General features: G+C 66.8%; 29 protein-coding genes. 1 reads left to right on the top strand and 28 read right to left on the bottom strand.

Annotated elements, in window-relative coordinates; genetic code table 11:
* Positions 1 to 147: 147 nt before the first annotated feature.
* Positions 148 to 894, bottom strand: a complete 747-nt coding sequence (locus DPV79_RS23480) for a Nif3-like dinuclear metal center hexameric protein (RefSeq protein WP_113046589.1) — start codon at positions 892 to 894, stop codon at positions 148 to 150.
* 21 nt (positions 895 to 915) lie between these two features.
* Here DPV79_RS23480 and DPV79_RS23475 point away from each other — a divergent pair, with 21 nt between their 5' ends.
* The gene (locus DPV79_RS23475; RefSeq protein WP_021161847.1) at positions 916 to 2,121 is read left to right on the top strand and encodes a Do family serine endopeptidase; all 1,206 of its coding nucleotides are present in this window, start codon (positions 916 to 918) and stop codon (positions 2,119 to 2,121) included.
* A 205-nt stretch (positions 2,122 to 2,326) separates the two neighbouring features.
* Here DPV79_RS23475 and tatC read toward each other — a convergent pair whose 3' ends face one another.
* The 27 genes from tatC to DPV79_RS23340 form a co-directional block, all read right to left on the bottom strand.
* Entirely contained in the window at positions 2,327 to 3,115 is a 789-nt protein-coding gene (gene tatC / locus DPV79_RS23470; protein WP_059491977.1) for a twin-arginine translocase subunit TatC, read from the bottom strand.
* A 41-nt stretch (positions 3,116 to 3,156) separates the two neighbouring features.
* On the bottom strand, positions 3,157 to 3,687 hold the full coding sequence (gene tatB / locus DPV79_RS23465; RefSeq protein ID WP_059491978.1) for a Sec-independent protein translocase protein TatB: 531 nt from the start codon (positions 3,685 to 3,687) through the stop codon (positions 3,157 to 3,159).
* A 26-nt stretch (positions 3,688 to 3,713) separates the two neighbouring features.
* A complete protein-coding gene (gene tatA, locus DPV79_RS23460; protein ID WP_021161850.1) occupies positions 3,714 to 3,944 on the bottom strand; it encodes a Sec-independent protein translocase subunit TatA in 231 nt (76 codons plus the stop codon).
* Between the two features lie 93 nt (positions 3,945 to 4,037).
* Entirely contained in the window at positions 4,038 to 4,403 is a 366-nt protein-coding gene (locus DPV79_RS23455; RefSeq protein WP_021161851.1) for a histidine triad nucleotide-binding protein, read from the bottom strand.
* 31 nt (positions 4,404 to 4,434) lie between these two features.
* Complete coding sequence (locus DPV79_RS23450) at positions 4,435 to 4,827, bottom strand: DUF4870 family protein (RefSeq protein ID WP_113046588.1); 393 nt, start codon at positions 4,825 to 4,827, stop codon at positions 4,435 to 4,437.
* Positions 4,828 to 4,896: 69 nt separating this feature from the next.
* Positions 4,897 to 5,262, bottom strand: a complete 366-nt coding sequence (locus tag DPV79_RS23445) for a phosphoribosyl-ATP diphosphatase (RefSeq protein ID WP_006485344.1) — start codon at positions 5,260 to 5,262, stop codon at positions 4,897 to 4,899.
* Entirely contained in the window at positions 5,259 to 5,675 is a 417-nt protein-coding gene (hisI, locus tag DPV79_RS23440; protein WP_021161852.1) for a phosphoribosyl-AMP cyclohydrolase, read from the bottom strand. Before hisI ends, DPV79_RS23445 begins: the two co-directional genes overlap by 4 nt.
* Positions 5,675 to 6,448, bottom strand: a complete 774-nt coding sequence (gene hisF, locus DPV79_RS23435) for an imidazole glycerol phosphate synthase subunit HisF (RefSeq protein WP_011350732.1) — start codon at positions 6,446 to 6,448, stop codon at positions 5,675 to 5,677. Before hisF ends, hisI begins: the two co-directional genes overlap by 1 nt.
* Before the next feature lie 106 nt (positions 6,449 to 6,554).
* Positions 6,555 to 7,310: a 1-(5-phosphoribosyl)-5-[(5-phosphoribosylamino)methylideneamino]imidazole-4-carboxamide isomerase gene (gene hisA / locus DPV79_RS23430; protein ID WP_021161854.1), complete on the bottom strand. Its 756-nt coding sequence runs from the start codon at positions 7,308 to 7,310 to the stop codon at positions 6,555 to 6,557.
* Between the two features lie 163 nt (positions 7,311 to 7,473).
* Complete coding sequence (hisH, locus tag DPV79_RS23425; RefSeq protein ID WP_034189815.1) at positions 7,474 to 8,115, bottom strand: imidazole glycerol phosphate synthase subunit HisH; 642 nt, start codon at positions 8,113 to 8,115, stop codon at positions 7,474 to 7,476.
* Positions 8,112 to 8,732 carry a MarC family protein gene (locus tag DPV79_RS23420; RefSeq protein WP_021161856.1) on the bottom strand — a complete coding sequence of 207 codons (621 nt, stop codon included), beginning with the start codon at positions 8,730 to 8,732 and terminating at the stop codon, positions 8,112 to 8,114. Before DPV79_RS23420 ends, hisH begins: the two co-directional genes overlap by 4 nt.
* Positions 8,733 to 8,798: 66 nt before the next feature.
* On the bottom strand, positions 8,799 to 9,386 hold the full coding sequence (gene hisB, locus DPV79_RS23415; RefSeq protein WP_011350728.1) for an imidazoleglycerol-phosphate dehydratase HisB: 588 nt from the start codon (positions 9,384 to 9,386) through the stop codon (positions 8,799 to 8,801).
* 65 nt (positions 9,387 to 9,451) lie between these two features.
* Positions 9,452 to 10,525 carry a histidinol-phosphate transaminase gene (hisC, locus tag DPV79_RS23410; RefSeq protein WP_113046586.1) on the bottom strand — a complete coding sequence of 358 codons (1,074 nt, stop codon included), beginning with the start codon at positions 10,523 to 10,525 and terminating at the stop codon, positions 9,452 to 9,454.
* 145 nt (positions 10,526 to 10,670) lie between these two features.
* Positions 10,671 to 11,987, bottom strand: a complete 1,317-nt coding sequence (gene hisD, locus DPV79_RS23405) for a histidinol dehydrogenase (RefSeq protein ID WP_021161858.1) — start codon at positions 11,985 to 11,987, stop codon at positions 10,671 to 10,673.
* 24 nt (positions 11,988 to 12,011) lie between these two features.
* Positions 12,012 to 12,665, bottom strand: coding sequence for an ATP phosphoribosyltransferase (hisG, locus tag DPV79_RS23400; RefSeq protein WP_027788540.1), 654 nt, complete (start codon positions 12,663 to 12,665; stop codon positions 12,012 to 12,014).
* 8 nt (positions 12,666 to 12,673) lie between these two features.
* The gene (gene murA / locus DPV79_RS23395; protein WP_027788541.1) at positions 12,674 to 14,023 is read right to left on the bottom strand and encodes a UDP-N-acetylglucosamine 1-carboxyvinyltransferase; all 1,350 of its coding nucleotides are present in this window, start codon (positions 14,021 to 14,023) and stop codon (positions 12,674 to 12,676) included.
* A gap of 14 nt (positions 14,024 to 14,037) precedes the next feature.
* Positions 14,038 to 14,277 (bottom strand): BolA family protein, encoded by a 240-nt coding sequence (locus DPV79_RS23390; protein WP_006477131.1) that lies wholly within the window; start codon positions 14,275 to 14,277, stop codon positions 14,038 to 14,040.
* Between the two features lie 56 nt (positions 14,278 to 14,333).
* Entirely contained in the window at positions 14,334 to 15,089 is a 756-nt protein-coding gene (locus DPV79_RS23385) for an ABC transporter permease (protein ID WP_048026521.1), read from the bottom strand.
* Positions 15,086 to 16,012 (bottom strand): ABC transporter ATP-binding protein, encoded by a 927-nt coding sequence (locus DPV79_RS23380; protein ID WP_113046584.1) that lies wholly within the window; start codon positions 16,010 to 16,012, stop codon positions 15,086 to 15,088. The genes DPV79_RS23385 and DPV79_RS23380 overlap by 4 nt, the downstream gene beginning before the upstream one ends.
* A 192-nt stretch (positions 16,013 to 16,204) precedes the next feature.
* Entirely contained in the window at positions 16,205 to 16,480 is a 276-nt protein-coding gene (locus DPV79_RS23375) for an STAS domain-containing protein (RefSeq protein WP_027788544.1), read from the bottom strand.
* The gene (locus DPV79_RS23370; RefSeq protein WP_059522369.1) at positions 16,477 to 17,106 is read right to left on the bottom strand and encodes an MlaC/ttg2D family ABC transporter substrate-binding protein; all 630 of its coding nucleotides are present in this window, start codon (positions 17,104 to 17,106) and stop codon (positions 16,477 to 16,479) included. The genes DPV79_RS23375 and DPV79_RS23370 overlap by 4 nt, the downstream gene beginning before the upstream one ends.
* Positions 17,107 to 17,217: 111 nt before the next feature.
* Positions 17,218 to 18,156, bottom strand: a complete 939-nt coding sequence (locus tag DPV79_RS23365) for an MlaA family lipoprotein (protein ID WP_059484008.1) — start codon at positions 18,154 to 18,156, stop codon at positions 17,218 to 17,220.
* Positions 18,157 to 18,187: 31 nt separating this feature from the next.
* Positions 18,188 to 18,751, bottom strand: coding sequence for an outer membrane lipid asymmetry maintenance protein MlaD (mlaD, locus tag DPV79_RS23360; protein ID WP_048026531.1), 564 nt, complete (start codon positions 18,749 to 18,751; stop codon positions 18,188 to 18,190).
* A gap of 30 nt (positions 18,752 to 18,781) precedes the next feature.
* Positions 18,782 to 19,549 (bottom strand): lipid asymmetry maintenance ABC transporter permease subunit MlaE, encoded by a 768-nt coding sequence (mlaE, locus tag DPV79_RS23355; RefSeq protein ID WP_021164333.1) that lies wholly within the window; start codon positions 19,547 to 19,549, stop codon positions 18,782 to 18,784.
* Complete coding sequence (locus tag DPV79_RS23350) at positions 19,546 to 20,367, bottom strand: ABC transporter ATP-binding protein (RefSeq protein ID WP_006477138.1); 822 nt, start codon at positions 20,365 to 20,367, stop codon at positions 19,546 to 19,548. The genes mlaE and DPV79_RS23350 overlap by 4 nt, the downstream gene beginning before the upstream one ends.
* Before the next feature lie 84 nt (positions 20,368 to 20,451).
* Positions 20,452 to 21,576: a thiamine phosphate synthase gene (thiE, locus tag DPV79_RS23345; protein ID WP_113046582.1), complete on the bottom strand. Its 1,125-nt coding sequence runs from the start codon at positions 21,574 to 21,576 to the stop codon at positions 20,452 to 20,454.
* A complete protein-coding gene (locus tag DPV79_RS23340; RefSeq protein WP_021163925.1) occupies positions 21,573 to 22,388 on the bottom strand; it encodes a thiazole synthase in 816 nt (271 codons plus the stop codon). The genes thiE and DPV79_RS23340 overlap by 4 nt, the downstream gene beginning before the upstream one ends.
* Between the last annotated feature and the right edge of the window lie 19 nt (positions 22,389 to 22,407).

Raw genomic sequence — 22,407 nt, 5'->3', positions numbered from 1 at the left:
TCGCCATTTACAAGGCCCGGAGATGAAAATCCCTTCGAAGTGATTGATAGTTAAGGGTTTTCCCCCACTATCGGAGCGATTAAATCATTTCACTATTAAGCATCCGCTACATTGAGAAATTTCGATGCGCTGCCGCAAATCCGGCACTCAGACCGGGTTATGAATATCGATAAAAAGGTGTTCGATACCGAATTCTTCGGACAAGTGGGTGCCGAGTGCCTGGATTCCGTAGCGTTCGGTCGCATGGTGCCCTGCCGCAACGAACGCGACGCCGCTCTCCGCGGCCGTGTGCGTCACGTGTTCGGACACCTCGCCGGTCAGGAACACGTCCGCGCCGGCATCGATCGCCGCGTCGAAATAGCTCTGCGCGGCGCCCGTGCACCACGCGATGCGCCGCAGCTGCATGTCCGGATCGCCGAGCACGAGCGGCGTGCGGCCGAGCGTGCGCTCGACCTTCGCGACGAAGTGCTCGAGCGAGACGGGCATCGGCAGCGTGGCCATCCAGCCGAGGTCGCCTTCGCCGAAACGCTGCTCGCCGATCAGCCCGAGCCGCTCGCCGAGCTGCGCGTTGTTGCCGAATTCGGGATGCGCGTCGAGCGGCAGGTGGAACGCGAACAGGTTCAGGTCGTTCGCGAGCAGCAGCTTCAGGCGCTGATACTTGCGGCCCGTGATCTGCGGCGGCTCGTTGCGCCAGAAATAGCCGTGATGGACGAGCACGGCATCCGCACCCCATTCGAGTGCGGCTTCAAGAAACGCGACCGACGCCGTCACGCCGGTGGCGATCTTCTCGATCTTGCGACGCCCCTCGACCTGCAGGCCGTTCGGGCAATAGTCCTTGAAGCGCGCGGTTTCAAGGGTATTGTTCAAGTACAATTCAAGTTCGATCCGATCCATATAAACCTCTAATCCATTCAGATGCTTAGACGCTTCTGGCTGTTCTTCGCGCAGGCGGTTACCGTGCTGCTCGCGCTGATGTTCATCGTCGTGACGCTCAAGCCGCAATGGCTGCAACGGCAAGGACAGCTCGGCAAGCAGCTCGCCACGCCGATCGTTGCGCTGCGGGAAGTCGCGCCGGGCATCGGCGGCGCGCCGGCGACCACGTCGTACGCGGAAGCCGCGCAAAAGGCGATGCCGGCCGTCGTCAACGTCTTCTCCAGCAAGGACGGCTCGCTGCCGCCCGATCCGCGCGCGAAAGATCCGCTGTTCCGCTACTTCTTCGGCGACCGCAACGCCCGCAAGCAGCAGGACGAACCGGCCGCCAACCTCGGCTCGGGCGTTATCGTGAGCCCTGAAGGTTACATTCTAACGAACCAGCACGTCGTGGATGGCGCCGACCAGATCGAGGTCGCGCTCGCCGACGGGCGCACGGCCACCGCGAAGGTGATCGGCAGCGATCCCGAAACCGACCTCGCCGTGCTGAAGATCAACATGACGAACCTGCCGACGATCACGCTCGGCCGCTCCGACCAGTCGCGGGTCGGGGACGTCGTCCTCGCGATCGGCAACCCGTTCGGCGTCGGCCAGACGGTCACGATGGGGATCATCAGCGCACTGGGCCGCAACCACCTCGGCATCAACACGTTCGAGAACTTCATCCAGACCGACGCGCCGATCAACCCCGGCAACTCGGGCGGCGCACTGGTCGACGTGAACGGCAACCTGCTCGGCATCAACACCGCGATCTACTCGCGCTCGGGCGGCTCGCTCGGCATCGGTTTCGCGATTCCCGTGTCGACCGCGCGCACGGTGCTCGAAAGCATCATCACGACGGGCTCGGTCACGCGCGGCTGGATCGGCGTCGAGCCGCAGGACGTCACGCCGGAGATCGCCGAATCGTTCGGGCTTCAGCAGAAATCGGGCGCGATCGTCGCCGGCGTGCTGCAGGGCGGCCCGGCCGACAAGGCCGGCATCAAGCCGGGCGATATCCTGGTCTCGGTCAACGGCGAGGACATCACCGACACGACGAAGCTGTTGAACACGGTCGCGCAGATCAAGCCGGGCACGCCGACCAAGGTGCACGTCGTCCGCAAGGGCAAGGAGTTCGACATGAACGTCGTGATCGGCAAGCGCCCGCCGCCGCCGAAGCAGACGCTCGACGAGCAGGACAGCGATACCGAATGACGTCGGGCGGGCGGCACACGGCCGCGTGCCGAACTCCCGCCGGAAACGAAAAAGGGCAGCCAGGAGGCTGCCCTTTTGCTTTGCATCGAACGACCTTCGTTGGCGGGACGCCGGCCTTGCCGCACGCGCTCCGGCCGGCCATGCGACCCGGCCGCTCAGGCCTGGCCGGAAACCCGCCTGCCGTGCATCGCCCGGCGCGCCGCCATCAGCCGGCGGCTTCGCCGTTCCCCGCCTCGCCTTCCTCGGCCGGCTTCTTCGGCACGAAGAACCGCGCGGCCAGCAGCCCGATCTCGAACAGCACGATGAGCGGCAACGCGAGCATCAGTTGCGAGAATACGTCCGGCGGCGTGACGACCGCCGCGACGATGAACGCGCCGACGATCACGTACGGCCGCATCTCCTTGAGCTTCTTCAGCGACAGCACGCCCATCCGGACGAGCAGCACGACGACGATCGGCACCTCGAACGTGACCCCGAACGCGATGAACATCCCGAGCACGAAGCTCAGGTAGTTGTCGATGTCGGTGGTCATTTCCGCCCCGAGCGGCGCGTTGTAGTGCGCCATCACGCGGAAGATCGTCGGGAACACGAGGAAGTACGCGAATGCCATCCCGCACAGGAACAGGAAGTAGCTGCTGCCGACGAGCGGCGCGACGAGCTTTTTCTCGTGCTGGTACAGCCCCGGCGCGACGAACGCCCAGATCTGGTACAGCACGATCGGCAGCGCGATCACCAGTGCGACGAGCATCGTGACCTTCATCGGCACGAAGAACGAGCCGGTGACGTCGGTGACGATCATCTTGCCGTCCTTCGGCAGGTTCTCCATCAACGGCCGCGCAAGCAGCCGGAAGATGTCGGGCGCCCAGTAGACGAGCCCGAGGAACACGACGATCACGGCCGCCCCCGCGCGAATGATGCGATCGCGAAGCTCGACGAGATGGGAAATGAAAGTTTCTTCCGGGGCGTCGCCCGGGTTCTGCTGGGGGTCGCTCACACCGGCCCTCGGTAGGATTGACGAGCGAGCATGCGCTCGGCTCAGAAGAAGCGCGTCGGCCGGCGCAGGCTGGCCGGCTGGTGGCGCGCGACGCGCGCGGCGCCCGACTGCACGTGCGTGCGGCGGGTGGTCGCGCGCTTGTACCAGACAGGCGCAGCCGCCTGCTTGACGCGCCAGTTGCGGCGCTTGGGCGCGAGCGCGGCCGTACTGCCTCGCCACGACGGCGCCGCGGGCGTGTCGGAATCATGGGACCCGGTGCTGCCCGACGCTTCGTCAAGGCCGCCAACCGCGGAATGCCACGTGTCGTTCAGTTCCTTTTCGTGCTCGCGCAGGTTGTCGTGAATCGTCGTCTCGACATTGCGCGCGGCCGATTCGAAATCGGTCTTCATCGTCCGCAGCGCGTCGAGTTCGATTTCGCGCGAGACCTCGGCCTTCACGTCGTTGATGTACCGCTGCGCGCGGCCGAACAATGCGCCTGCCGTACGCGCGACGCGCGGCAGGCGCTCGGGGCCGAGCACCACGAGCGCGACGACGCCGATCAGCGCCATCTTCGAAAGACCGAGATCCAGCATCGCGAATGCCTGTCAGCGTGCCGGCGTTACGCCTTGTTCGAATCGGAACGCGTCGTTTCCTTCGCGTTGACGTCGACCGAGCCCGAGCGCGGCAGTTGCTGCGCGTCAGCCGGTGCTTCACCGTCCTTCATGCCGTCCTTGAAACCCTTCACGGCGCTGCCGAGATCGTTGCCGATATTGCGCAGCTTCTTCGTACCGAAAACCAGCGCGACGATCAGCAGCACGATCAGCCAGTGCCAAATGCTCAATCCACCCATGATGAAACCTCTCCTCAACCACGCCGCTACGCGGCGCAAATCGCCGGCAACGTGCCGGCTTCGACTATCGATGCGGGGAAACGCCCCGCGCCGTCAACCCATCCGCTGCCAGGGGCGCGGGCCGGCCAGGATATGCGCGTGCAGGTGGTAGACCTCCTGCCCGCCGCCCGGGCCTGTATTGATCACAGTACGGAAACCGGTTTCGCCACCCGTATAGGCGACGCCGAGCTGGCCAGCGAGACGCGAGACGAGCAGCATCAGCCGGCCGAGCATCGGCGCATCGGCTTCGCTCGCCGCCGACAGCGTCGGCAGGTGCTGGCGCGGAATCACGAGCACGTGCGTCTCGGCCGCCGGGCGGATGTCGCGGAACGCGACGAATTCGTCATCCTCGTGCACCTTCGTGCTCGGGATCTCGCCTGCCGCGATCTTGCAGAACAGGCAATTCGGATCGTGACTCATGTTGCTCCTGCAGACGCCCGAGCGCGGCCGGTCAGAACCAGGCCTGCGGATCGAGCGGCTTGTTGTCGTTCAGGTACAGCCAACCCTTGATGATACGGTACAGCGTCCAGATCCATGTGACAAACATCACTGCGAATCCGATCACCACGAACATCAGCGCGAACCCGATCACGTACGCGATCAGCGCGCGCCAGAACGTGCGGACCTGCCACTCGAAGTGGGCGGCATACGGCGTGCCGGCCACATCGTCGCGCTTCACGTAGTTGATGATGATCGCGATGATGCCCGTGACGCCGCCCGTGAGCCAATGAAACGCGTAGAGGCCGTAGAGCACGTGAGTCAACGTGCGCAGCCCGTTCAGGCGTTCGGCGTCCGCGGCCCCCGGCACCGACGGCGGCGGAAACTGACTTGGCGTATCGGTCATGATGCTACCCCCGTTAGATGACAATTCTTACAGCTTACCGCACTGTGGCCATCCCGCGACAAGGGTCTGTCACCCGCCGTTTTCCTCGCGCTCGCGACGCTTGCGCAGGGCCTTCTCCTCGATCCCCGACAGCCCTTCGCGGCGCTCGAGCTCGGCGATCACGTCGGCCGGGCTCAGGTCGAAATGCGACAGCATCACGAGGCAGTGGAACCACAGGTCGGCCACCTCGCCGACCAGCGCGGTCGGCGCGCCGCCCTGGCGCACGTCCTTCGCGGCCAGCACGACTTCCGTTGCCTCTTCGCCGATCTTCTTCAGCACCGCGTCGTCGCCCTTGTGGAACAGGCGCGATACGTACGATTGATCGGGGTCGCCGCCCTTGCGGCTATCGATCACGGCCGCGAGGCGCAGCAGCGTGTCTTCGGTCGATTGCGTCATTTGTAGATGTGTTCGGGATCTTTCAGCACCGGCTCGACCGCGACCCAGTCGCCACTGTCGACGGTGCCTTCGAATTTCTGGAAGAAGCACGAATGCCGGCCGGTGTGGCACGCGATGCCCGACACCTGCTCGACCTTCAGCAGCACGACGTCCTCGTCGCAATCGAGCCGCACTTCGTGCACGTGCTGCACGTGGCCCGACTCCTCGCCCTTGAACCACAGGCGCTTGCGCGAACGCGAATAGTAGACCGCGCGGTGGGTCTCGATCGTCTTCGCCAGCGCCTCGCGGTTCATCCACGCGAACATCAGCACGTCGTTCGTCGACGCCTCCTGCGCGATCACCGGCACGAGGCCGTTGTCGTCCCAGCGGACCTTGTCGAGCCACGCGGGCAATGCATTCGTTTCCGTATTCATCACAGCCTCACCGGAATGCCCTGGTCGGCCATGAAGCGCTTCGCCTCGCCGACCGTGTGCTCGCCGTAGTGGAAGATGCTCGCGGCCAGCACCGCATCGGCGCGGCCGTCCTTGATGCCGTCGGCCAGGTGCTGCAGCGAGCCGACACCGCCCGACGCGATCACCGGCACCGGCACCGCGTCCGACACGCCGCGCGTGAGCGCGAGGTCGAAGCCCGACTTGGTGCCGTCGCGATCCATGCTCGTGAGCAGGATCTCGCCCGCGCCGAGCTCGGCCATCTTGCGCGCCCATTCGATCGCGTCGAGGCCCGTGTTCTTGCGGCCGCCGTGCGTGAAGACTTCCCAGCGCGGCGTCTCGCCGTCGGCCGACACGCGCTTCGCGTCGATCGCGACGACGATGCACTGCGAGCCGTACTTGTCGGCCGCGTCGCGCACGAGCTGCGGGTTCGCGACCGCCGACGAATTCATGCTGACCTTGTCCGCGCCCGCGTTCAGCAGGCGCCGCACGTCCTCGACGGCGCGCACGCCGCCGCCGACGGTCAGCGGAATGAAGACCTGCGACGCGACGGCTTCGATGATCGGCAGGATCAGGTCGCGCTGGTCGGACGTCGCGGTGATGTCGAGGAACGTCAGTTCGTCGGCGCCCTGGTCGTCGTAGCGGCGGGCGATCTCGACGGGGTCGCCGGCATCGCGCAGTTCGACGAAGTTGACGCCCTTGACGACACGCCCGGCAGTCACGTCCAGGCAGGGGATGATGCGTTTAGCTAGAGCCATGATGTTGCGCCAAATGCCGCGATGGGACGGCCGGTTGCGGAAAGCCTCGCGCGAGGCTTCCGGTGGGGCCGCCTGCTGGCAGCCCCGGCGAGCGGGACAACCGCGCTTACGCGTTGTCGAGTTCGCCGTTCAGTTCGTCCGCGCGCTTTTGCGCGGCCGCGAAATCGAGATCGCCGGAGTAGATCGCACGGCCGCAGATCACGCCTTCGACGCCGTGCTCTTCCACTTCGCACAGATTCTCGATGTCCGTGAGGTTCGACAGGCCGCCGCTGGCAATCACCGGGATGCCGACCGCCTGCGCGAGCTTCACGGTCGCCTCGATGTTGATGCCCTGCAGCATCCCGTCGCGGCCGATGTCCGTGTAGACGATCGATTCGACGCCGTAGTCCTCGAACTTCTTCGCGAGATCGACCACTTCGTGGCCCGTGAGCTTGCTCCAGCCGTCGGTCGCGACCTTGCCGTCCTTCGCGTCCAGCCCGACGATGATGTTGCCCGCGAACGCGGTGCACGCGTCCTGCAGGAAACCCGGATCCTTCACGGCCGCGGTGCCGATGATCACGTAGGACAGGCCCGCGTCGAGATACTTCTCGATCGTCTCGAGGCTGCGGATGCCGCCGCCGAGCTGTACGGGGATTTCATCGCCGACTTCGTCGAGGATCGCTTCGATCGCCTCGAGATTCTTCGGCTTGCCGGCGAATGCGCCGTTCAGGTCGACCAGATGGAGCCGCCGGGCGCCGAGATCGACCCACTTGCGGGCCATCGCCGCCGGGTCCTCGGAGAAAATCGTGGCCTGGTCCATGTCGCCCTGTTTGAGGCGCACACACTGACCGTCTTTGAGATCGATGGCCGGAATCAGCAACATAGCAATCGGGTGTCGTCGTGGAAGAAGAAAAGAATCCGGCGCGTACCGGCCAATCCGGTACCGCGCCGTCTCGCTAGTTTAGTACAACTCTTTCGGCGCTTAGGCGCGCGAGCCCCGTAAGACGGGCCTCTGCGGCCCGCCGACTGTGGCACGCACGCGACGTTCACGGTTTCCAGTGTACGAAGTTGCGATACAGACGCAACCCGACCTCCGCGCTTTTCTCGGGGTGGAATTGGGTCGCGAAGAGGTTGTCCCGCGCGACCGCGGACGTAAACGGCGCGCCATAGGCCGTTTCGCCGACCGTATGCGCCGGGTTGTCCGGCGTCACGTAGTAGCTGTGCACGAAGTAGAAATACGCGTCGTCGGGCACGCCGTCCCACAGCGGATGCGGCTGCGACTGGCGCACGCGGTTCCAGCCCATCTGCGGCACCTTGAAGCGCGAGCCGTCGTCCTGCACACGGCCGTCGAGTTCGAAACGCACGACCTTGCCGGGCAACAGGCCGAGGCCCTTCGTGTCGCCTTCGGCGCTCCAGTCGAACAGCATCTGCTCGCCGACGCACACGCCGAGCAGCGGCTTCGTGCGCGAGGCCTCGATCACGGCCTCCTGCAAGCCCGACTCGCCGAGGCAGCGCATGCAGTCGGGCATCGCGCCCTGGCCGGGCAGCACGACACGGTCGGCCGCGCGGATCGCGGCCGGCGTGTCGACGATCGCCACGTCGGCGGCCGGTTCGGCCTTCTTGAGCGCCTGCGCGACCGAGCGCAGGTTGCCCATCCCATAATCCACAATCGCAATCGAAGTTTTCATCTCAGTGCAGGCAGTAGCGCCCTCAGTCCATTGACGATGAATTCCACCGCCAGCGCCGACAGCATCAGACCCATCAGCCGCGTGGCGATGTTGATGCCCGTGCGGCCGATCCAGTTCGCGATCGGCTCGGCGAGCCGCATCGCGACGAAACACAGAAAAGCCAGGACCGCGCCGATCGCGACCAGCCCGGCCCGTTCATACCAGTGACGCGAGTTCGCCGCGTAGATGATGACCGTGCTGATCGAGCCGGGGCCCGTGAGCAGCGGAATCGCCAGCGGCACGACCGCGATGTTGTCCTTCAGCTCGGCCTCGTGGCGTTCCTCCGGCGTCGATCGCGTGTTGCCGATCTGCGCGTTCAGCATGTTGATCGCCATCAGCAGCATGATGATCCCGCCGCCCACCTCGAGCGACCCGACCGAAATGCCGAAGAAGTCGATGATCTGCTGCCCGAGCAGCGCCGTCACCGTCATCACGCAGAACACCGACACCGACGCGATCCGGATCGTACGCCGCCGCTCGAGGTCCGTCTGCTGCGCCGTCAGGCTCAGGAAGAACGGCACCGCGCCGATCGGGTTGATCAGCGCCAGCAGCGAAATGAACGATTTGAGCAGATCCATCGCAAGCCGGCGCCGCGCGCCGAAGCCGTGAGGTTGTCCTAGACGCTCCGTCCGGTCAGTTCAGGTTCAGAGGCTGCCCTTCGTCGACGGGATCTGCCCCGCCGCACGCTCGTCCAGCTCCACCGCCGCGCGCAGCGCACGGCCGAAGGCCTTGAACACGGTCTCGAGCTGATGGTGCGCGTTGATCCCGCGCAGGTTGTCGATGTGCAGCGTGACGCCCGCGTGGTTCACGAAACCGCGGAAGAACTCGATCGACAGGTCGACGTCGAACGTGCCGATCCGCGCACGCGTGAACGGCACGTGGAATTCGAGGCCCGGCCGGCCGGAGAAGTCGATCACGACGCGCGACAGCGCCTCGTCGAGCGGCACGTACGAATGGCCGTAGCGACGGATGCCCTTGCGGTCGCCGATCGCCTTCGCGACGGCCTGCCCGAGCGTGATGCCGACATCCTCGACCGTGTGGTGGTCGTCGATATGCGTATCGCCATGCGCTTCAACCTCGAGATCGACCAGACCGTGTCGAGCGATCTGGTCGAGCATATGGTCGAGGAACGGCACGCCGGTAGCCAGCTTCTGCTGGCCCGTGCCGTCGAGATTGAGCTTCACACGGATCTGCGTTTCGCTGGTATTGCGAACGACTTCCGCCACACGCATGGCAATTCCTTGACTGAGTCGATGTAAATGGGGATTGATCGTTTCGCGCCGCGGCGCCCGCAGGCTCAACCGGGCAGCGCGAGTTTCAAAGCGGCCAGCAGGCGCGCGTTTTCGTCGGGAGAACCGACGGTGAGCCGCACGCATTCAGCCAGCAACGGATGCATTTTACTCACGTTTTTGACCAAAACCCGCTCGGTGAGCAGCGCGTCGAACACGGCGGCCGCGTCCGGCAACCGCACCAGCAGGAAATTGCCGGCGCTCGGGAACACCGTCGCGCCCGGCAGCGCGGCCACCGCCTGCGCGAGACGCGCGCGTTCCGCCCGCAGATCGGCCGCCTGCGCGTCGAGCACGCCGAGGTGGTCGAGCAGGAAATCGGCGGTCGCCTGGGTCAGCACGTTGATGTTGTACGGCGGGCGCACCTTGTCGAATTCGGTCAGCCATGCGGGCGAACCGACCAGATAACCGAGGCGGATGCCCGCGAGGCCGAGCTTCGACACCGTGCGCATCACGACGACGTTGTCGAATTCGGCGGCGCGCGGCAGCCATGAGCGCCCGGCGAACGGCTGGTACGCCTCGTCGATCACGATCAGGCTGTGCCGCGCGGCCGCGACGATCCGTTCGATGTCGGCATCGTCGTACAGCGTGCCGGTCGGGTTGTTCGGATAGGCGAGATAGACGAGCGCCGGACGATGCTCGGCGATCGCCGCGAGCATCGCGTCGACGTCGAGCGTCAGGTCGGCCTTCAGCGGCACGCCGACGAATTCGAGCTGCGCGAGCTTGGCGGACAGTTCGTACATCACGAAGCCCGGCACCGGCGCGAGCACCTTCGCGCCCGGCTTCGCGCAGGCCACCGACATCATGCTGATGATTTCGTCCGAGCCGTTGCCGAGCAGCACGTCGCAGGCGGCCGGCACGCCCATCGCGTGGCGCAGCTTGTCGATCAGCGCGGCCGGGCGCGGCGCCGGGTAGCGGTTCAGCGCGACCTGCGCGAGACGCTCGCCGAGCGCCGCGGCGAGCGGTTCGGGCAGCGGGTACGGGTTCTCCATCGCGTCGAGCTTCACGAATCCGCTCGCGTCCGGCACCGGATAGCTCGTCATCGCGAGCACGTCGCGGCGAATGATGTCTTGTGGCGTCGTCATGATCTCAAGCCGGCGTGCGTCGCGCCGGCGTCAAATGATCGGCAAGGCGGAGGCCGCCGCCCTGCACAGGTGTCTCCAGCCCCGGCCTTCGGGGTGCGGGCCGGGCGGCACATCCGCGCCTGCCCCGGCCCCGCGCTGCGTGCGCTCAGTTCTTCATCCGGAATTCGGCGCTCTTCGCGTGCGCCTGCAGCCCCTCGCCATACGCGAGTTCGGATGCGATCTCGCCGAGCGTCTGCGCGCCTTCGGCGCTCACCTCGATCAGGCTCGAGCGCTTGATGAAGTCGTACACGCCGAGCGGCGACGAGAAACGGGCGGTGCGCGACGTCGGCAGCACGTGGTTCGGGCCCGCGCAGTAGTCGCCGAGGCTCTCGCTCGTGTAGCGGCCGAGGAAGATCGCGCCCGCATGGCGGATCTGCTGGCCCCATTGCTGCGGCTCCAGCGCGGAAATTTCCAGGTGCTCGGGCGCGATGTCGTTCGCGATCCGGCAGGCTTCGGCCATGTCGCGCACCTTGATCAGCGCGCCGCGGCCTTCGAGCGACGCGCGGATCACGTCCTGGCGCGGCATCGACGGCAGCAGCTCGTTGATCGCCTTCTCGACGCGCTCGAGGAACGCACCGTCCGGACACAGCAGGATCGACTGCGCGAGCTCGTCGTGCTCGGCCTGCGAGAAGAGATCCATCGCGACCCAGTTCGGGTCGGTCGTGCCGTCGCACAGCACGAGGATTTCCGACGGCCCGGCGATCATGTCGATGCCGACCGTGCCGAACACGCGGCGCTTCGCCGACGCGACGTACGCATTGCCGGGGCCGCAGATCTTGTCGACGGCCGGCACCGTCGCCGTGCCGTACGCGAGCGCGCCAACCGCCTGCGCGCCGCCGATCGTGAACACGCGATCGACGCCGCCGAGCAGCGCCGCGGCGAGCACGAGGTCGTTCTTCACGCCGTCCGGCGTCGGCACGACCATCACGATCTCGCCGACGCCCGCGACGCGCGCGGGAATCGCGTTCATCAGCACCGACGACGGATACGCCGCCTTGCCGCCCGGCACGTACAGGCCGACGCGGTCGAGCGGCGTGATCTTCTGGCCGAGCACCGTGCCGTCGCTTTCCGTGTACTGCCAGCTATGCGTGCCGCACTCGATCTTCTGCTTCTCGTGGTACGCGCGCACCCGCGCGGCCGCCGCTTCCAGCGCCGCGCGCGCTTTCGGCGCGAGGCCGTCGAGCGCCGTCTGCAGCGCGTCCTGCGGCAGCTCCAGCGCGGCGACGCTGTTCGCGCTCAGCCGGTCGAAGCGGTTCGTGTATTCGAGCACCGCGGCGTCGCCGCGCGACTTCACGTCGGCGAGGATCTGCGCGACCGATTGCTCGATCGCCGCGTCTTCGCTTGCCTCGAATGCGAGCAGCGCGCGCAGCTCGGCGCCGAAGCCTTCGCTCGTCGAATCGAGCTTGCGGATGGTGATGGACATGGGAGTTCCGTTACGGTGATGCGCTCAACCGCCATTCTGCGACGCGCGTTCGAACGCGTCGAGGATCGGCTTGAGCGCCGTGCGCTTCAACTTCAGCGCAGCCTGGTTCACGACGAGGCGCGACGAGATCGCCATGATCTCCTCGACCTCGACCAGATTGTTCGCCTTCAGCGTGCCGCCCGAGCTGACGAGGTCGACGATCGCGTCGGCCAGCCCCACCAGCGGTGCGAGTTCCATCGAGCCGTACAGCTTGATCAGGTCGACGTGCACGCCCTTCGCGGCGAAGTGTTCGCGCGCCGTTTCGACGTACTTCGTCGCGACGCGCAGCCGCGCGCCCTGGCGCACGGCGCTCGCGTAATCGAAGCCGGCCGATACGGCCACCGACATCCGGCAGCGCGCAATGTTCAGGTCGATCGGCTGGTACAGGCCCGAGCCGCCGTGCTCGACCAGCACGTCCTTGCCGGCCACGCCGAAATCGGCCGCGCCGTATTCGACGTAGGTCGGCACGTCGCTCGCGCGCACGATGATCACGCGCAGGTCCGGGTTCGTCGTCGGCAGGATCAGCTTGCGCGACGTTTCCGGATCCTCCGTCACCTGCACGCCGGCGGCGGCAAGCAACGGCAGGGTTTCCTCGAAAATCCGGCCCTTCGACAACGCAAGGGTCAACGGCGGGGTCAGCGGCGCGGTCATGCTTGGCTCCCGGAAAGGCGGCGCACGTTCGCGCCGACAGCGGTCAGTTTGGCTTCCATGCGGTCGTAGCCGCGGTCCAGGTGATAGATGCGGTCGACGAGCGTTTCGCCGTCGGCACGCAGCCCGGCGATCACGAGGCTCGCCGACGCACGCAGGTCGGTCGCCATCACGTTCGCGCCCGACAGCTTCTCGACGCCCGTCACGAGCGCGGTGTTGCCGTCGATCGTGATGTTCGCGCCGAGCCGGTTCAACTCCTGCACGTGCATGAAGCGGTTCTCGAAAATGGTTTCGACGACCTGCGCGGTGCCCGTCGCGACCGTATTGAGGGCCATGAACTGCGCCTGCATGTCGGTCGGGAACGCCGGGTATTCCGACGTGCGGATCGTGACCGCCGACGGCCGGCGGTCCATCTTCACGCGCAGCCAGCTGTCGCCTTCCTCGATCGACACGCCGGCTTCGCGCAGCTTGTCGATCACCGCGTCGAGGATGTGCGGGCGCACGCCCGTCAGCATCACGTCGCCGCCCGCCGCCGCGACCGCGCACAGGAACGTGCCGGCCTCGATGCGGTCGGGGATCACCGAATGGCGCGCGCCGTGCAGCCGCTCGACGCCCTGGATCACGAGACGATCGGTGCCGATGCCGTCGATTTTCGCGCCCATCGCGACCAGCAAGTGTGCGAGATCGCTCACTTCCGGCTCGCGCGCCGCGTTTTCGATCACCGTCTCGCCGTCTGCCAGCGTCGCGGCCATCAGCAGGTTCTCGGTGCCCGTCACCGTGATCATGTCGGTCACGATGCGCGCGCCCTTCAGCCGCTTCGCACGCGCTTCGATGAAGCCGTGCTCGATGCTGATCTCGGCGCCCATCGCCTGCAGGCCCTTGATGTGCTGGTCGACCGGCCGCGCGCCGATCGCGCAGCCGCCCGGCAGCGACACCTTCGCCTCGCCGAAACGTGCGAGCAGCGGCCCGAGCACGAGGATCGACGCGCGCATCGTCTTGACGAGCTCGTACGGCGCGACGAGGTTGTCGACGCGCGACGCGTCGAGCTGCACGCGGCAGCCGTCGGTCTCGCTCTTCACGCCCATCTGGTTCAGCACCTTCAGCGTGGTGCGCACGTCTTTCAGGTTCGGCACGTTGTCGAGGTCGACCGGATCGGCGGTGAGCAGCCCCGCGCACAGGATCGGCAGCGCGGCATTCTTCGCGCCCGACACGACGATCTCGCCCGACAGGCGGTGGCCGCCTTCGATCACGAGCTTGTCCATCCCATGGCCATGCGATTCCCCGTTGGCGGCCGGGTGTGCCGTGGCGACGCTCTGGACGGCGTCGCGCTCGTTGACGGTGACTTGCACTCAGTGAGTTCCGGTTATGCGTTCTGCCATTCGGCGGGCGTCAGCGTCTTCATGCTGAGCGCGTGAATTTCCTGCTTCATGCGATCGCCGAGCGCCGCGTAGACGAGCTGGTGCCGCTGGATCGGGCGCTTGCCTTCGAAGGCCGCCGACACGATCGTCGCGAAGAAATGCTGGCCGTCGCCTTCGACTTCCAGATGCGTGCAGGCGAGACCGCCGGCGATGTATTGCTTGACCTGTTCGGGAGTCGGCAACATGGTGTAAGGCTCCTGTCGGCGCGCGCCGCCTGGATGGCGGCCGCTGCCTGTCGATATCAATGACGCAGTTTGTAGCCGGTCGCGAGCAGCCGCATCGCGATCAGCGCGAGCAGCACGAAGAAACCGGTGACGATCGCGAGGCTCGCGAACGGGTTGATGTCGGACGCGCCGAAGAACCCGAAACGGAAGCCGTCGATCATGTAGAAAAACGGATTGAGACGCGAGATCTCGCGCCACACGGGCGGCAGCGAATGCGTCGAATAGAACACGCCGGACAGGAACGTCAGCGGCATGATCAGGAAGTTCTGGAACGCGGCGAGCTGGTCGAACTTCTCGGCCCAGATCCCGGCGATCAGGCCGAGCGTGCCGAGGATCGCCGAGCCGAGCAGCGCGAACGCAATGATGAACAGCGGCGCCGCGAAATGCATCGGGATAAACCAGATCGTCACGACGAACACGCCCGTGCCGACCGCGAGGCCGCGCACCACGGACGCGAGCACGTACGCGCCGAAGATGTCGCGGTACGACAGCGGCGGCAGCAGCATGAACACGAGATTGCCGGTGATCTTCGACTGGATCAGCGACGACGAGCTGTTCGCGAACGCGTTCTGCAACACGCTCATCATCACGAGGCCCGGCACGAGAAAACTCACGTACTCGACGCCCGGATACACCTCGACGCGGCCCGACAGCGCGTGGCCGAAGATCGTCAGGTACAGCAGCGCCGTCACGATCGGCGCGAGCACCGTCTGGAACGACACCTTCCAGAAACGCAGCAGTTCCTTGTAGAACAGCGTTTGAAACCCGCTCATGCCAGTCCCTCGATCACCTCGGCCCCGTTCATCACCTGGACGAACACGTCTTCGAGGTCGGCCTTGCGGACCTCGATCTCGTCGAATGTGCAGCCCGCCGCGCGGCATTGCGCGAGGATTCGCTCGACATCGTCGTAGCTCGTCAGGCGCAGCAGGTGCTCGCGCGGCGCGCGCGCGGCCGGATCGGTCTCCAGCCCGCGCAGCTCGGTGGGCAGCGCGCCCGTTGCCAGCCGCAGGTACAGCTGCAGCCCGGCGAAGCGGCGCAGCAGCGCGTCGGTGCGGTCGAGCGCGACGACTTCGCCACGGCGCAGCATCGCGATGCGGTCGCACAGCGACTCGGCTTCCTCGAGGTAGTGGGTGGTCAGCACGATCGTGTGACCTTCGCGGTTCAGGCGCGAGATGAATTTCCACAGCGTCTGGCGCAGCTCGACGTCGACGCCGGCGGTCGGCTCGTCGAGCACGATCACGGGCGGCCGGTGCACGAGCGCCTGCGCGACCAGCACGCGGCGCTTCATCCCGCCGGACAGCGCGCGCATGTTCGCGTCGGCTTTCTCGGTGAGGTCGAGATTGGCCATCACCTCGTCGATCCAGTCGTCGTTGCGGCGCAGCCCGAAATAGCCGGACTGGATCCGCAGCGTCTCGCGGACGGTGAAGAACGGGTCGAACACGAGTTCCTGCGGCACGACACCGAGCGCGCGGCGCGCGCCACGGAAGTCCTTGACGACGTCGTGACCGCGCACCGAGATACTGCCTTCGTCGGCCCGGGCGAGCCCGGCGAGGATACTGATGAGCGTGGTCTTGCCTGCGCCGTTGGGGCCGAGCAGACCGAAAAACTCGCCTTCCTCGACCGACAGGCTGACGCCCTTGAGCGCCTGAAGCGATTTGTAGCGCTTCTTGACGTGACGGATTTCTATGGCTGACATGACTGTGCGCGGCGCAAGGGCCGCGACGCCTATTCTGTGCTTGCTGCGAATGAAAATGGGGGCCGGACGCCGATTGGCTGCCCCGCAAAACGCTTGATTATAGGGCAAACCGGCTGGTGGAGCCGGTGCCGGAGGCACGCGGCCTGAAGCGTGCGCGCGCCGGCTGGCGCGGCAGGCTCCGGTCGGACAGGGTCAATGTCGCCCGGTGCCTTCGATGAGCGCGTCGACGCCGTAGGCGCGCGCGAGGCTGGCGAGCTTCGGGGGGAGATTGAGGATGTCGAGGGTCGCGCCGCGCGCTTTGGCGGCACGTTGCCATGCGAGCAGCACGGCGAGCGCGGACGAGTCGAACTGCGTCAGCGCCGCGCAATCGACGGCGGTCGCGCCCGCGCCGATGCGCGCAAGACCGTCCGCGAGCGCGGACTTCGCGCTCGCGACGGTCAGCGAGGAGCCGGCTTCGAAGCCGCTCACGACGCTTGCTTGCCGGCGGCAAGTTGCTGGTTGCGCTGCGTGAGGAACTGGATCAGGCCGTCCACGCCGCTTTGCTGGATCTTCTCGTTGAACTGCTGCTGGTACGTCTGGATCAGCCATGCGCCGAGCACGTTCAGGTCATACACCTTCCAGCCGTTCGCCGTCTTGTACAGGCGATAGTCGATCTGGACCGGCTGGCCGTTGTTCATCGCGACCGTCTTGACCACCACGTCGGTATCGGCCGGATCGGCGCGGAACGGCGGGTACTGGATCTGCTGGTCCGGCTTCAGTTGCGCCAGCGCGCCCGAATACGTGCGGATCAGCAGTAGCTTGAACTGCTCCTGAACCTGCTGCTGCTGTTCGGCCGTCGCCGTGCGCCAGTTACGGCCCATCGCGAGCTGCGTGGTGCGGCGGAAATCGGTGTACGGCAGGATGTCCTTGTTGACGATCGTGATGATGCGGTTGGTGTCGCCCTGCTTGATCGTCTGCTGCTTGACTTCGTCGAGCACCTGCTGCGTCGCCGTCTTGATCAGCGCCTGCGGGTTCGACTGGTCGACTTGCGCGTGGGCTGCGCTGCCGAACGAGAACAGCGCCGCGAAAACGGGGATCAGGAACAGTTTTTTCATCATAGTGACCTGCATGAATAAGTCGATGCGAAGGTTGGAGCAGGTAGCTTACGCGCAAGTTCGCGCACGCTACCGACTGAATCGTTTCTGGCTGTAACGAATGTAAATCCGTCAGTGCAGACGAATGCTCGGGAAGCGGAACCCGCCCGGCGACGGCGGCGCCACCTGCATCGGCGGCACGTTCGTCTCGCTGGCCGGGTTCGGCGATTCGGCCGCGCCCGATGCGCCTGCCGGCGCCGTCGCGCCGCCCACCGCTGCCGCGCCCGCCGTACCGGCCGCACCGGCTGCCGCCGGTGCCGCGCCGTCGTCCGGCAGGTCGTACTTCGGCAGCGCGTCGTTGCTCGACGTCGCGGCCGCCTCGCCGCGCGCGTTGCTGATCAGCATCTGGCGGCGCTGCAGGTACGCGTTACGCACGAACGAATACTTGTCGAGTGCCGCGGCATCCAGCACGTCGCCCGCGCCGAGCAGGTTCGAACGCGTGTTGACGAGGTTGACGCCGAACAGGCCCCAGCTCAGGCCATCCGGCTTCACGTAGGTGAGCGGGTTGCCGACGTAGTCGACGCCCAGGCCGGCCGTGTCGCGCAGCGTGCTCGGGCCGAGCAGCGGCAGCACCAGATACGGGCCCGACGGCATGCCGTAGCGGCCCATCGTGATCCCGAAGTCGGCCGTGTGCTTCGGCAGCTTCGCGATCGTCGCGACGTCGAACAGGCCGCCGACGCCGAACACCGTATTGATCACGACGCGCATGATGTCGCCGACGCCGTCCGCGATCCGCAGCTGCACGATGTTGTTCGCCGCGATGTAGACGTCGCCGATGTTCGAGAAGAAGTTCGTCACGCTGTCGCGAACCGGCTGCGGCACCACGTACTGGTAGCCCTTCGCGACCGGCTTCAGCGCATACGTATCGACCGTGTCGTTGAACTTGTACATCGTCCGGTTGAAGCCTTCGAGCGGATCGCCCTTGGTCGGCGTCTGCACGGTCGCGCAGCCGCTCAACGCGGCGACTGCCGCTATCGCCAGCGCGGCGTGCCTGATGCGGATCGTCTGCATGGTCATTACCCTCTTCTAATCTCTCGTGTGGTTATTGGGCCGCGGCACCGGACGCGGCGGGCGCAGCGGACACCGCCGACGCCGGCACCGCCACCGGTGCAGGCGCGGCCGGCGCGCCGGCTGCCGGCTTCGCACCGCCCGCATCGGCGGCCTTGCTGTAAAGGAACTGGCCGATCAGGTTCTCGAGGACGATCGCCGATTGCGTCATCGTGATCGTATCGCCCGACTTCAGCATTTCGGTGTCGCCGCCCGGATCGAGGCCGATATATTGCTCGCCGAGCAGGCCCGACGTCAGGATCTTCGCCGACGAATCCTTCGGGAACTGATACTGGCCGTCGACATCGATCGTGACAAGCGCCTGGTACGTGTTCGTGTCGAAACCGATCGCCTTCACGCGGCCGACCACGACGCCCGCGCTCTTCACGGCCGCGCGCGGCTTCAGCCCGCCGATATTGTCGAATTTCATCTTCACCGAGTAGGTCGGCTGAAACGAAAACGAGCTCATGTTGCCGACCTTCAGCGCCAGGAACAGCACCGCAAGGAAGCCCACCACCACGAACAGGCCGACCCAGAAGTCGAGAGCAGTCTTTTTCATCGTCATCCCAAAATTTGGCTTGGCTGAGGCTTAGCTGAACATCAGCGCGGTCAGCAGGAAATCGAGGCCGAGTACGGCGAGCGACGCGAACACGACCGTCTTGGTCGTCGCGCGCGACACGCCCTCGGGCGTGGGCTTCGCTTCATACCCTTGAAACAGTGCAATGAAGGTCACGGCGAACCCGAACACGATGCTCTTGATCACGCCGTTGCCGACGTCGGCCCAGACCTGGACCCCGCCCTGCATCTGCGACCAGAACGCACCCGGATCGACGCCGATCAGCACGACACCGACGAAGTAACCGCCGAGCACGCCGACCGCGTTGAAGATCGCGGCCAGGAGCGGCATCGCGATGATGCCCGCCCACAGGCGCGGCGCGATCACGTTCTTGATCGGGTCCACCGCCATCATCTCGAGCGCGGTGAGCTGCTCGCCGGCTTTCATCAGACCGATCTCGGCCGTGAGGGACGTGCCCGCGCGGCCCGCGAACAGCAGCGCGGTGACGACCGGCCCGAGCTCACGCACGAGCGACAGCGCGACCAGCAGGCCGAGCGCCTGCTCGGAACCGTAGCGGTTCAGCGTGTAGTACCCCTGCAGGCCGAGCACGAAGCCGACGAACAGCCCCGACACGGCGATGATCACGAACGAATAGTTGCCGAGGAAGTGGATCTGCTTCGTGACCAGCCGCGGCCGGCGCAGCAGCGGGAAGAATTCCAGCACGAGGCGCACGAACAGCCGCGTGCCGTAGCCCGCGCGCTCGAGGCCGCCGATGACGTAACGTCCGATCGCGCTGATCATGCGCGCCCTCCGCCGAGCCCGAAATCCGCCGCCAGCGGCGGGCTCGTGTAATGAAATTTGAACGGGCCGTCCGGCGCGCCGTCGATGAACTGCCGCACGCTCGGATCGGTCGACGCGCGCAGCTCGTCGGGCGTACCCTGCGCGAGCACGCCGCCGTTGGCCAGGAAATACACGTAGTCGGCGATCGCGAACGATTCCGGCACGTCGTGCGTGACGAGGATCGACGTGGCACCCAGCGCCTGGTTCAGCGTGCGGATCAGGTTCGCGGTGATGCCGAGCGAGATCGGATCGAGGCCGGCGAACGGCTCGTCGTACATGATGAGCTGCGGATCGAGCGCGATCGCGCGCGCCAGCGCGATGCGGCGCGCCATCCCGCCCGACACCTCGGACGGCATCAGGTCGCGCGCACCGCGCAGGCCGACCGCGTTGAGCTTCATCAGCACGAGGTCGCGGATCAGGTCTTCGGGCAGGTCGGTATGCTCGCGCAGCGCGAACGCGACGTTCTCGAACACCGACATGTCGGTGAACAACGCGCCGAACTGGAACAGCATGCCCATCTTGCGGCGCAGCGCATACAGGCCGTCGCGCGTTTGCGCGCCGACATCGGCGCCGTCGAACAGCACCTGGCCGCGGCGCGCGCGCACGAGGCCGCCGATCAGGCGCAGCACGGTCGTCTTGCCGCAACCCGACCCGCCCATGACCGCGACGACCTGCCCACGCCCGAAGCGCAGGTTCAGGTTGGACAGGACGAGGCGGTCGCCGTAGCCAAAGTCGACGTCGCGAAGTTCCAGCAGGGTCTCGGTAGGAGTGGGGCTCACGGAGCTGACAGTCCTTTTACGCAGAACGCCGAATTATAGGGCCTGCATTGGAATGATGTCGTGACGCCGTTCCGGGCCCTGCGGTCAATGATTGTCAAATTGTCCGGGAAAACATTGCTGCAATGCAACAACGGCAGCCCGATAGTCGGCCGCGCCCGTCACCGCACTGACCACCGCGACACTGCCGACACCCGTCGCCAGCACGGCCGGCAGCGCGTCGAGCCCCACCCCGCCGATCGCGACGAGCGGCGCCCGCGCCCCCGCGAAGCGCGCATAGCGGGCAATCCGCGCCAGGCCCTGCGGCGGCGCGGCGACGGCCTTGGTCGCGGTCGCAAACACGGGGCCGAGCGCGAGGTAGCTCGGGCGCTCGTGCAATGCGCGCAACATTTCGTAATAACCGTGGCTCGAAAGTCCGAGCCGCAGGCCTGCGCGCGCGATCGCGGCCAGATCGGCCGTTTCGAGGTCTTCCTGGCCCAGATGAACGCCGTACGCCCCCTCTTCCACGGCGATCTGCCAGTGATCGTTGATGAACACGCGCGCATCGGGATGGCGGCGCCCGGCCGCGACCGCACGTGCGATTTCCCGCCGCAACGTGTCCGGCGTCGCGCCTTTCACGCGCAGTTGCACGGTCCGCACACCGCAATCGAGCACGCGCTCGACCCATTCGGCGTCCGGCACGACCGGATAGAGGCCGAGCTGCGCGGGGCACGGCGCGAACGCGGGCTCCGGCGCGGCCGGCAGCCCGGCGACACGCGGAAACTGCGCGGCGTCGACCGGCCACGCATCGGCGGCGCGCGTTTCGTCGCCGTCGCGCCAGGCCAGCGCCAGCACCAGCGCGTCCACCGGCGCAAAGCCGCAGTCGAGGAACGCGGCGAGCGCGGCAATCCAGTCGTCCGCGAGCGGGTGCGCGGCGTCGAGCGCGTGGCGCGCGCCCGCCGTGTGCAGCACCGCGCCCTGCTCGTCGAATTCGATCGCGACCGCGCCCGGCGCCGCGGGCCGCGACGCGGCCGACGCGCGTGCCTGCGCGGCGCGGTCGCCGGCCGATACGATCAGCACGTCGCCGTCGGCCGGCGCGTCGGGCACCGCGACGCAAAGCCGCCACGGCGCGGCGGCGCCCGGCCAGTCGCCCAGCCGGGCGCGAATCCGTTCGGCCGCTTCGGCCAGTTCGTCGGCCGGCGGCCAGAATGCATCGGCGAAACGCACGCTCATGCGCCGCCCCCGTCCTGGTGCCAGAACGGCATCCCGACGACCGGCGTGCTGGCGTGCGCGGTCTCGCGCGCGTCCATCGGCCCGGCGAGATACGCGGCACGGCCGGCCTCGACGCCCTGCGCGAACGCACGCGCCATGATCTCCGGGTGCGTGGCCTGCGACACGGCCGTGTTCAGCAACACGCCGTCGAAGCCCCATTCCATCACCTGGCACGCGTGCGACGGCACGCCGAGCCCGGCGTCGACGATCAGCGGCACGTCCGGCAGGCGCTCGCGCAGCACGCGCAGCCCGTACGGGTTCACGACGCCCTTGCCGGTGCCGATCGGCGCGCCCCACGGCATCAGCGCCTCGCAGCCAGCGTCGAGCAGGCGCCGGCCGATCACGAGATCCTCGGTGCAGTACGGCAGCACCTTGAAACCGTCCTTGACCAGTTGCGCGGCCGCCTCGATCAGGCCGACCGGGTCGGGCTGTAGCGTGTAGTCGTCGCCGATCAGCTCGAGCTTGATCCAGTCGGTGCCGAAGACCTCGCGCGCCATGTGCGCGGTCGTCACGGCTTCGGCGACGGTCTGGCAGCCGGCCGTGTTCGGCAAGAGCGGCACCGCGTGGCGCTTGAGCAGGTCGAAGAAGCCGGCTTCGGCCGTGCCGCCCGTCATCTGGCGGCGCAGCGCGACCGTCACCATCCCGGGGCGCGACGCGGCGATCGAATCGGACAGCGACTGCAGCGACGGATAGCGCGACGTGCCGATCAGCACGCGGCTTGCGAAGGTTTCGCCGTACAGCGTCAGCGCGTCGGCGGAGGTGAGGGACGTCATGTCGTTTTCCTGAAAGAGC

It is taken from the genome of Burkholderia reimsis, from assembly GCF_003294055.1.
In the GTDB taxonomy this organism is placed as follows: domain Bacteria; phylum Pseudomonadota; class Gammaproteobacteria; order Burkholderiales; family Burkholderiaceae; genus Burkholderia; species Burkholderia cepacia.
This window is presented reverse-complemented; position numbering and strand designations above follow the sequence as displayed.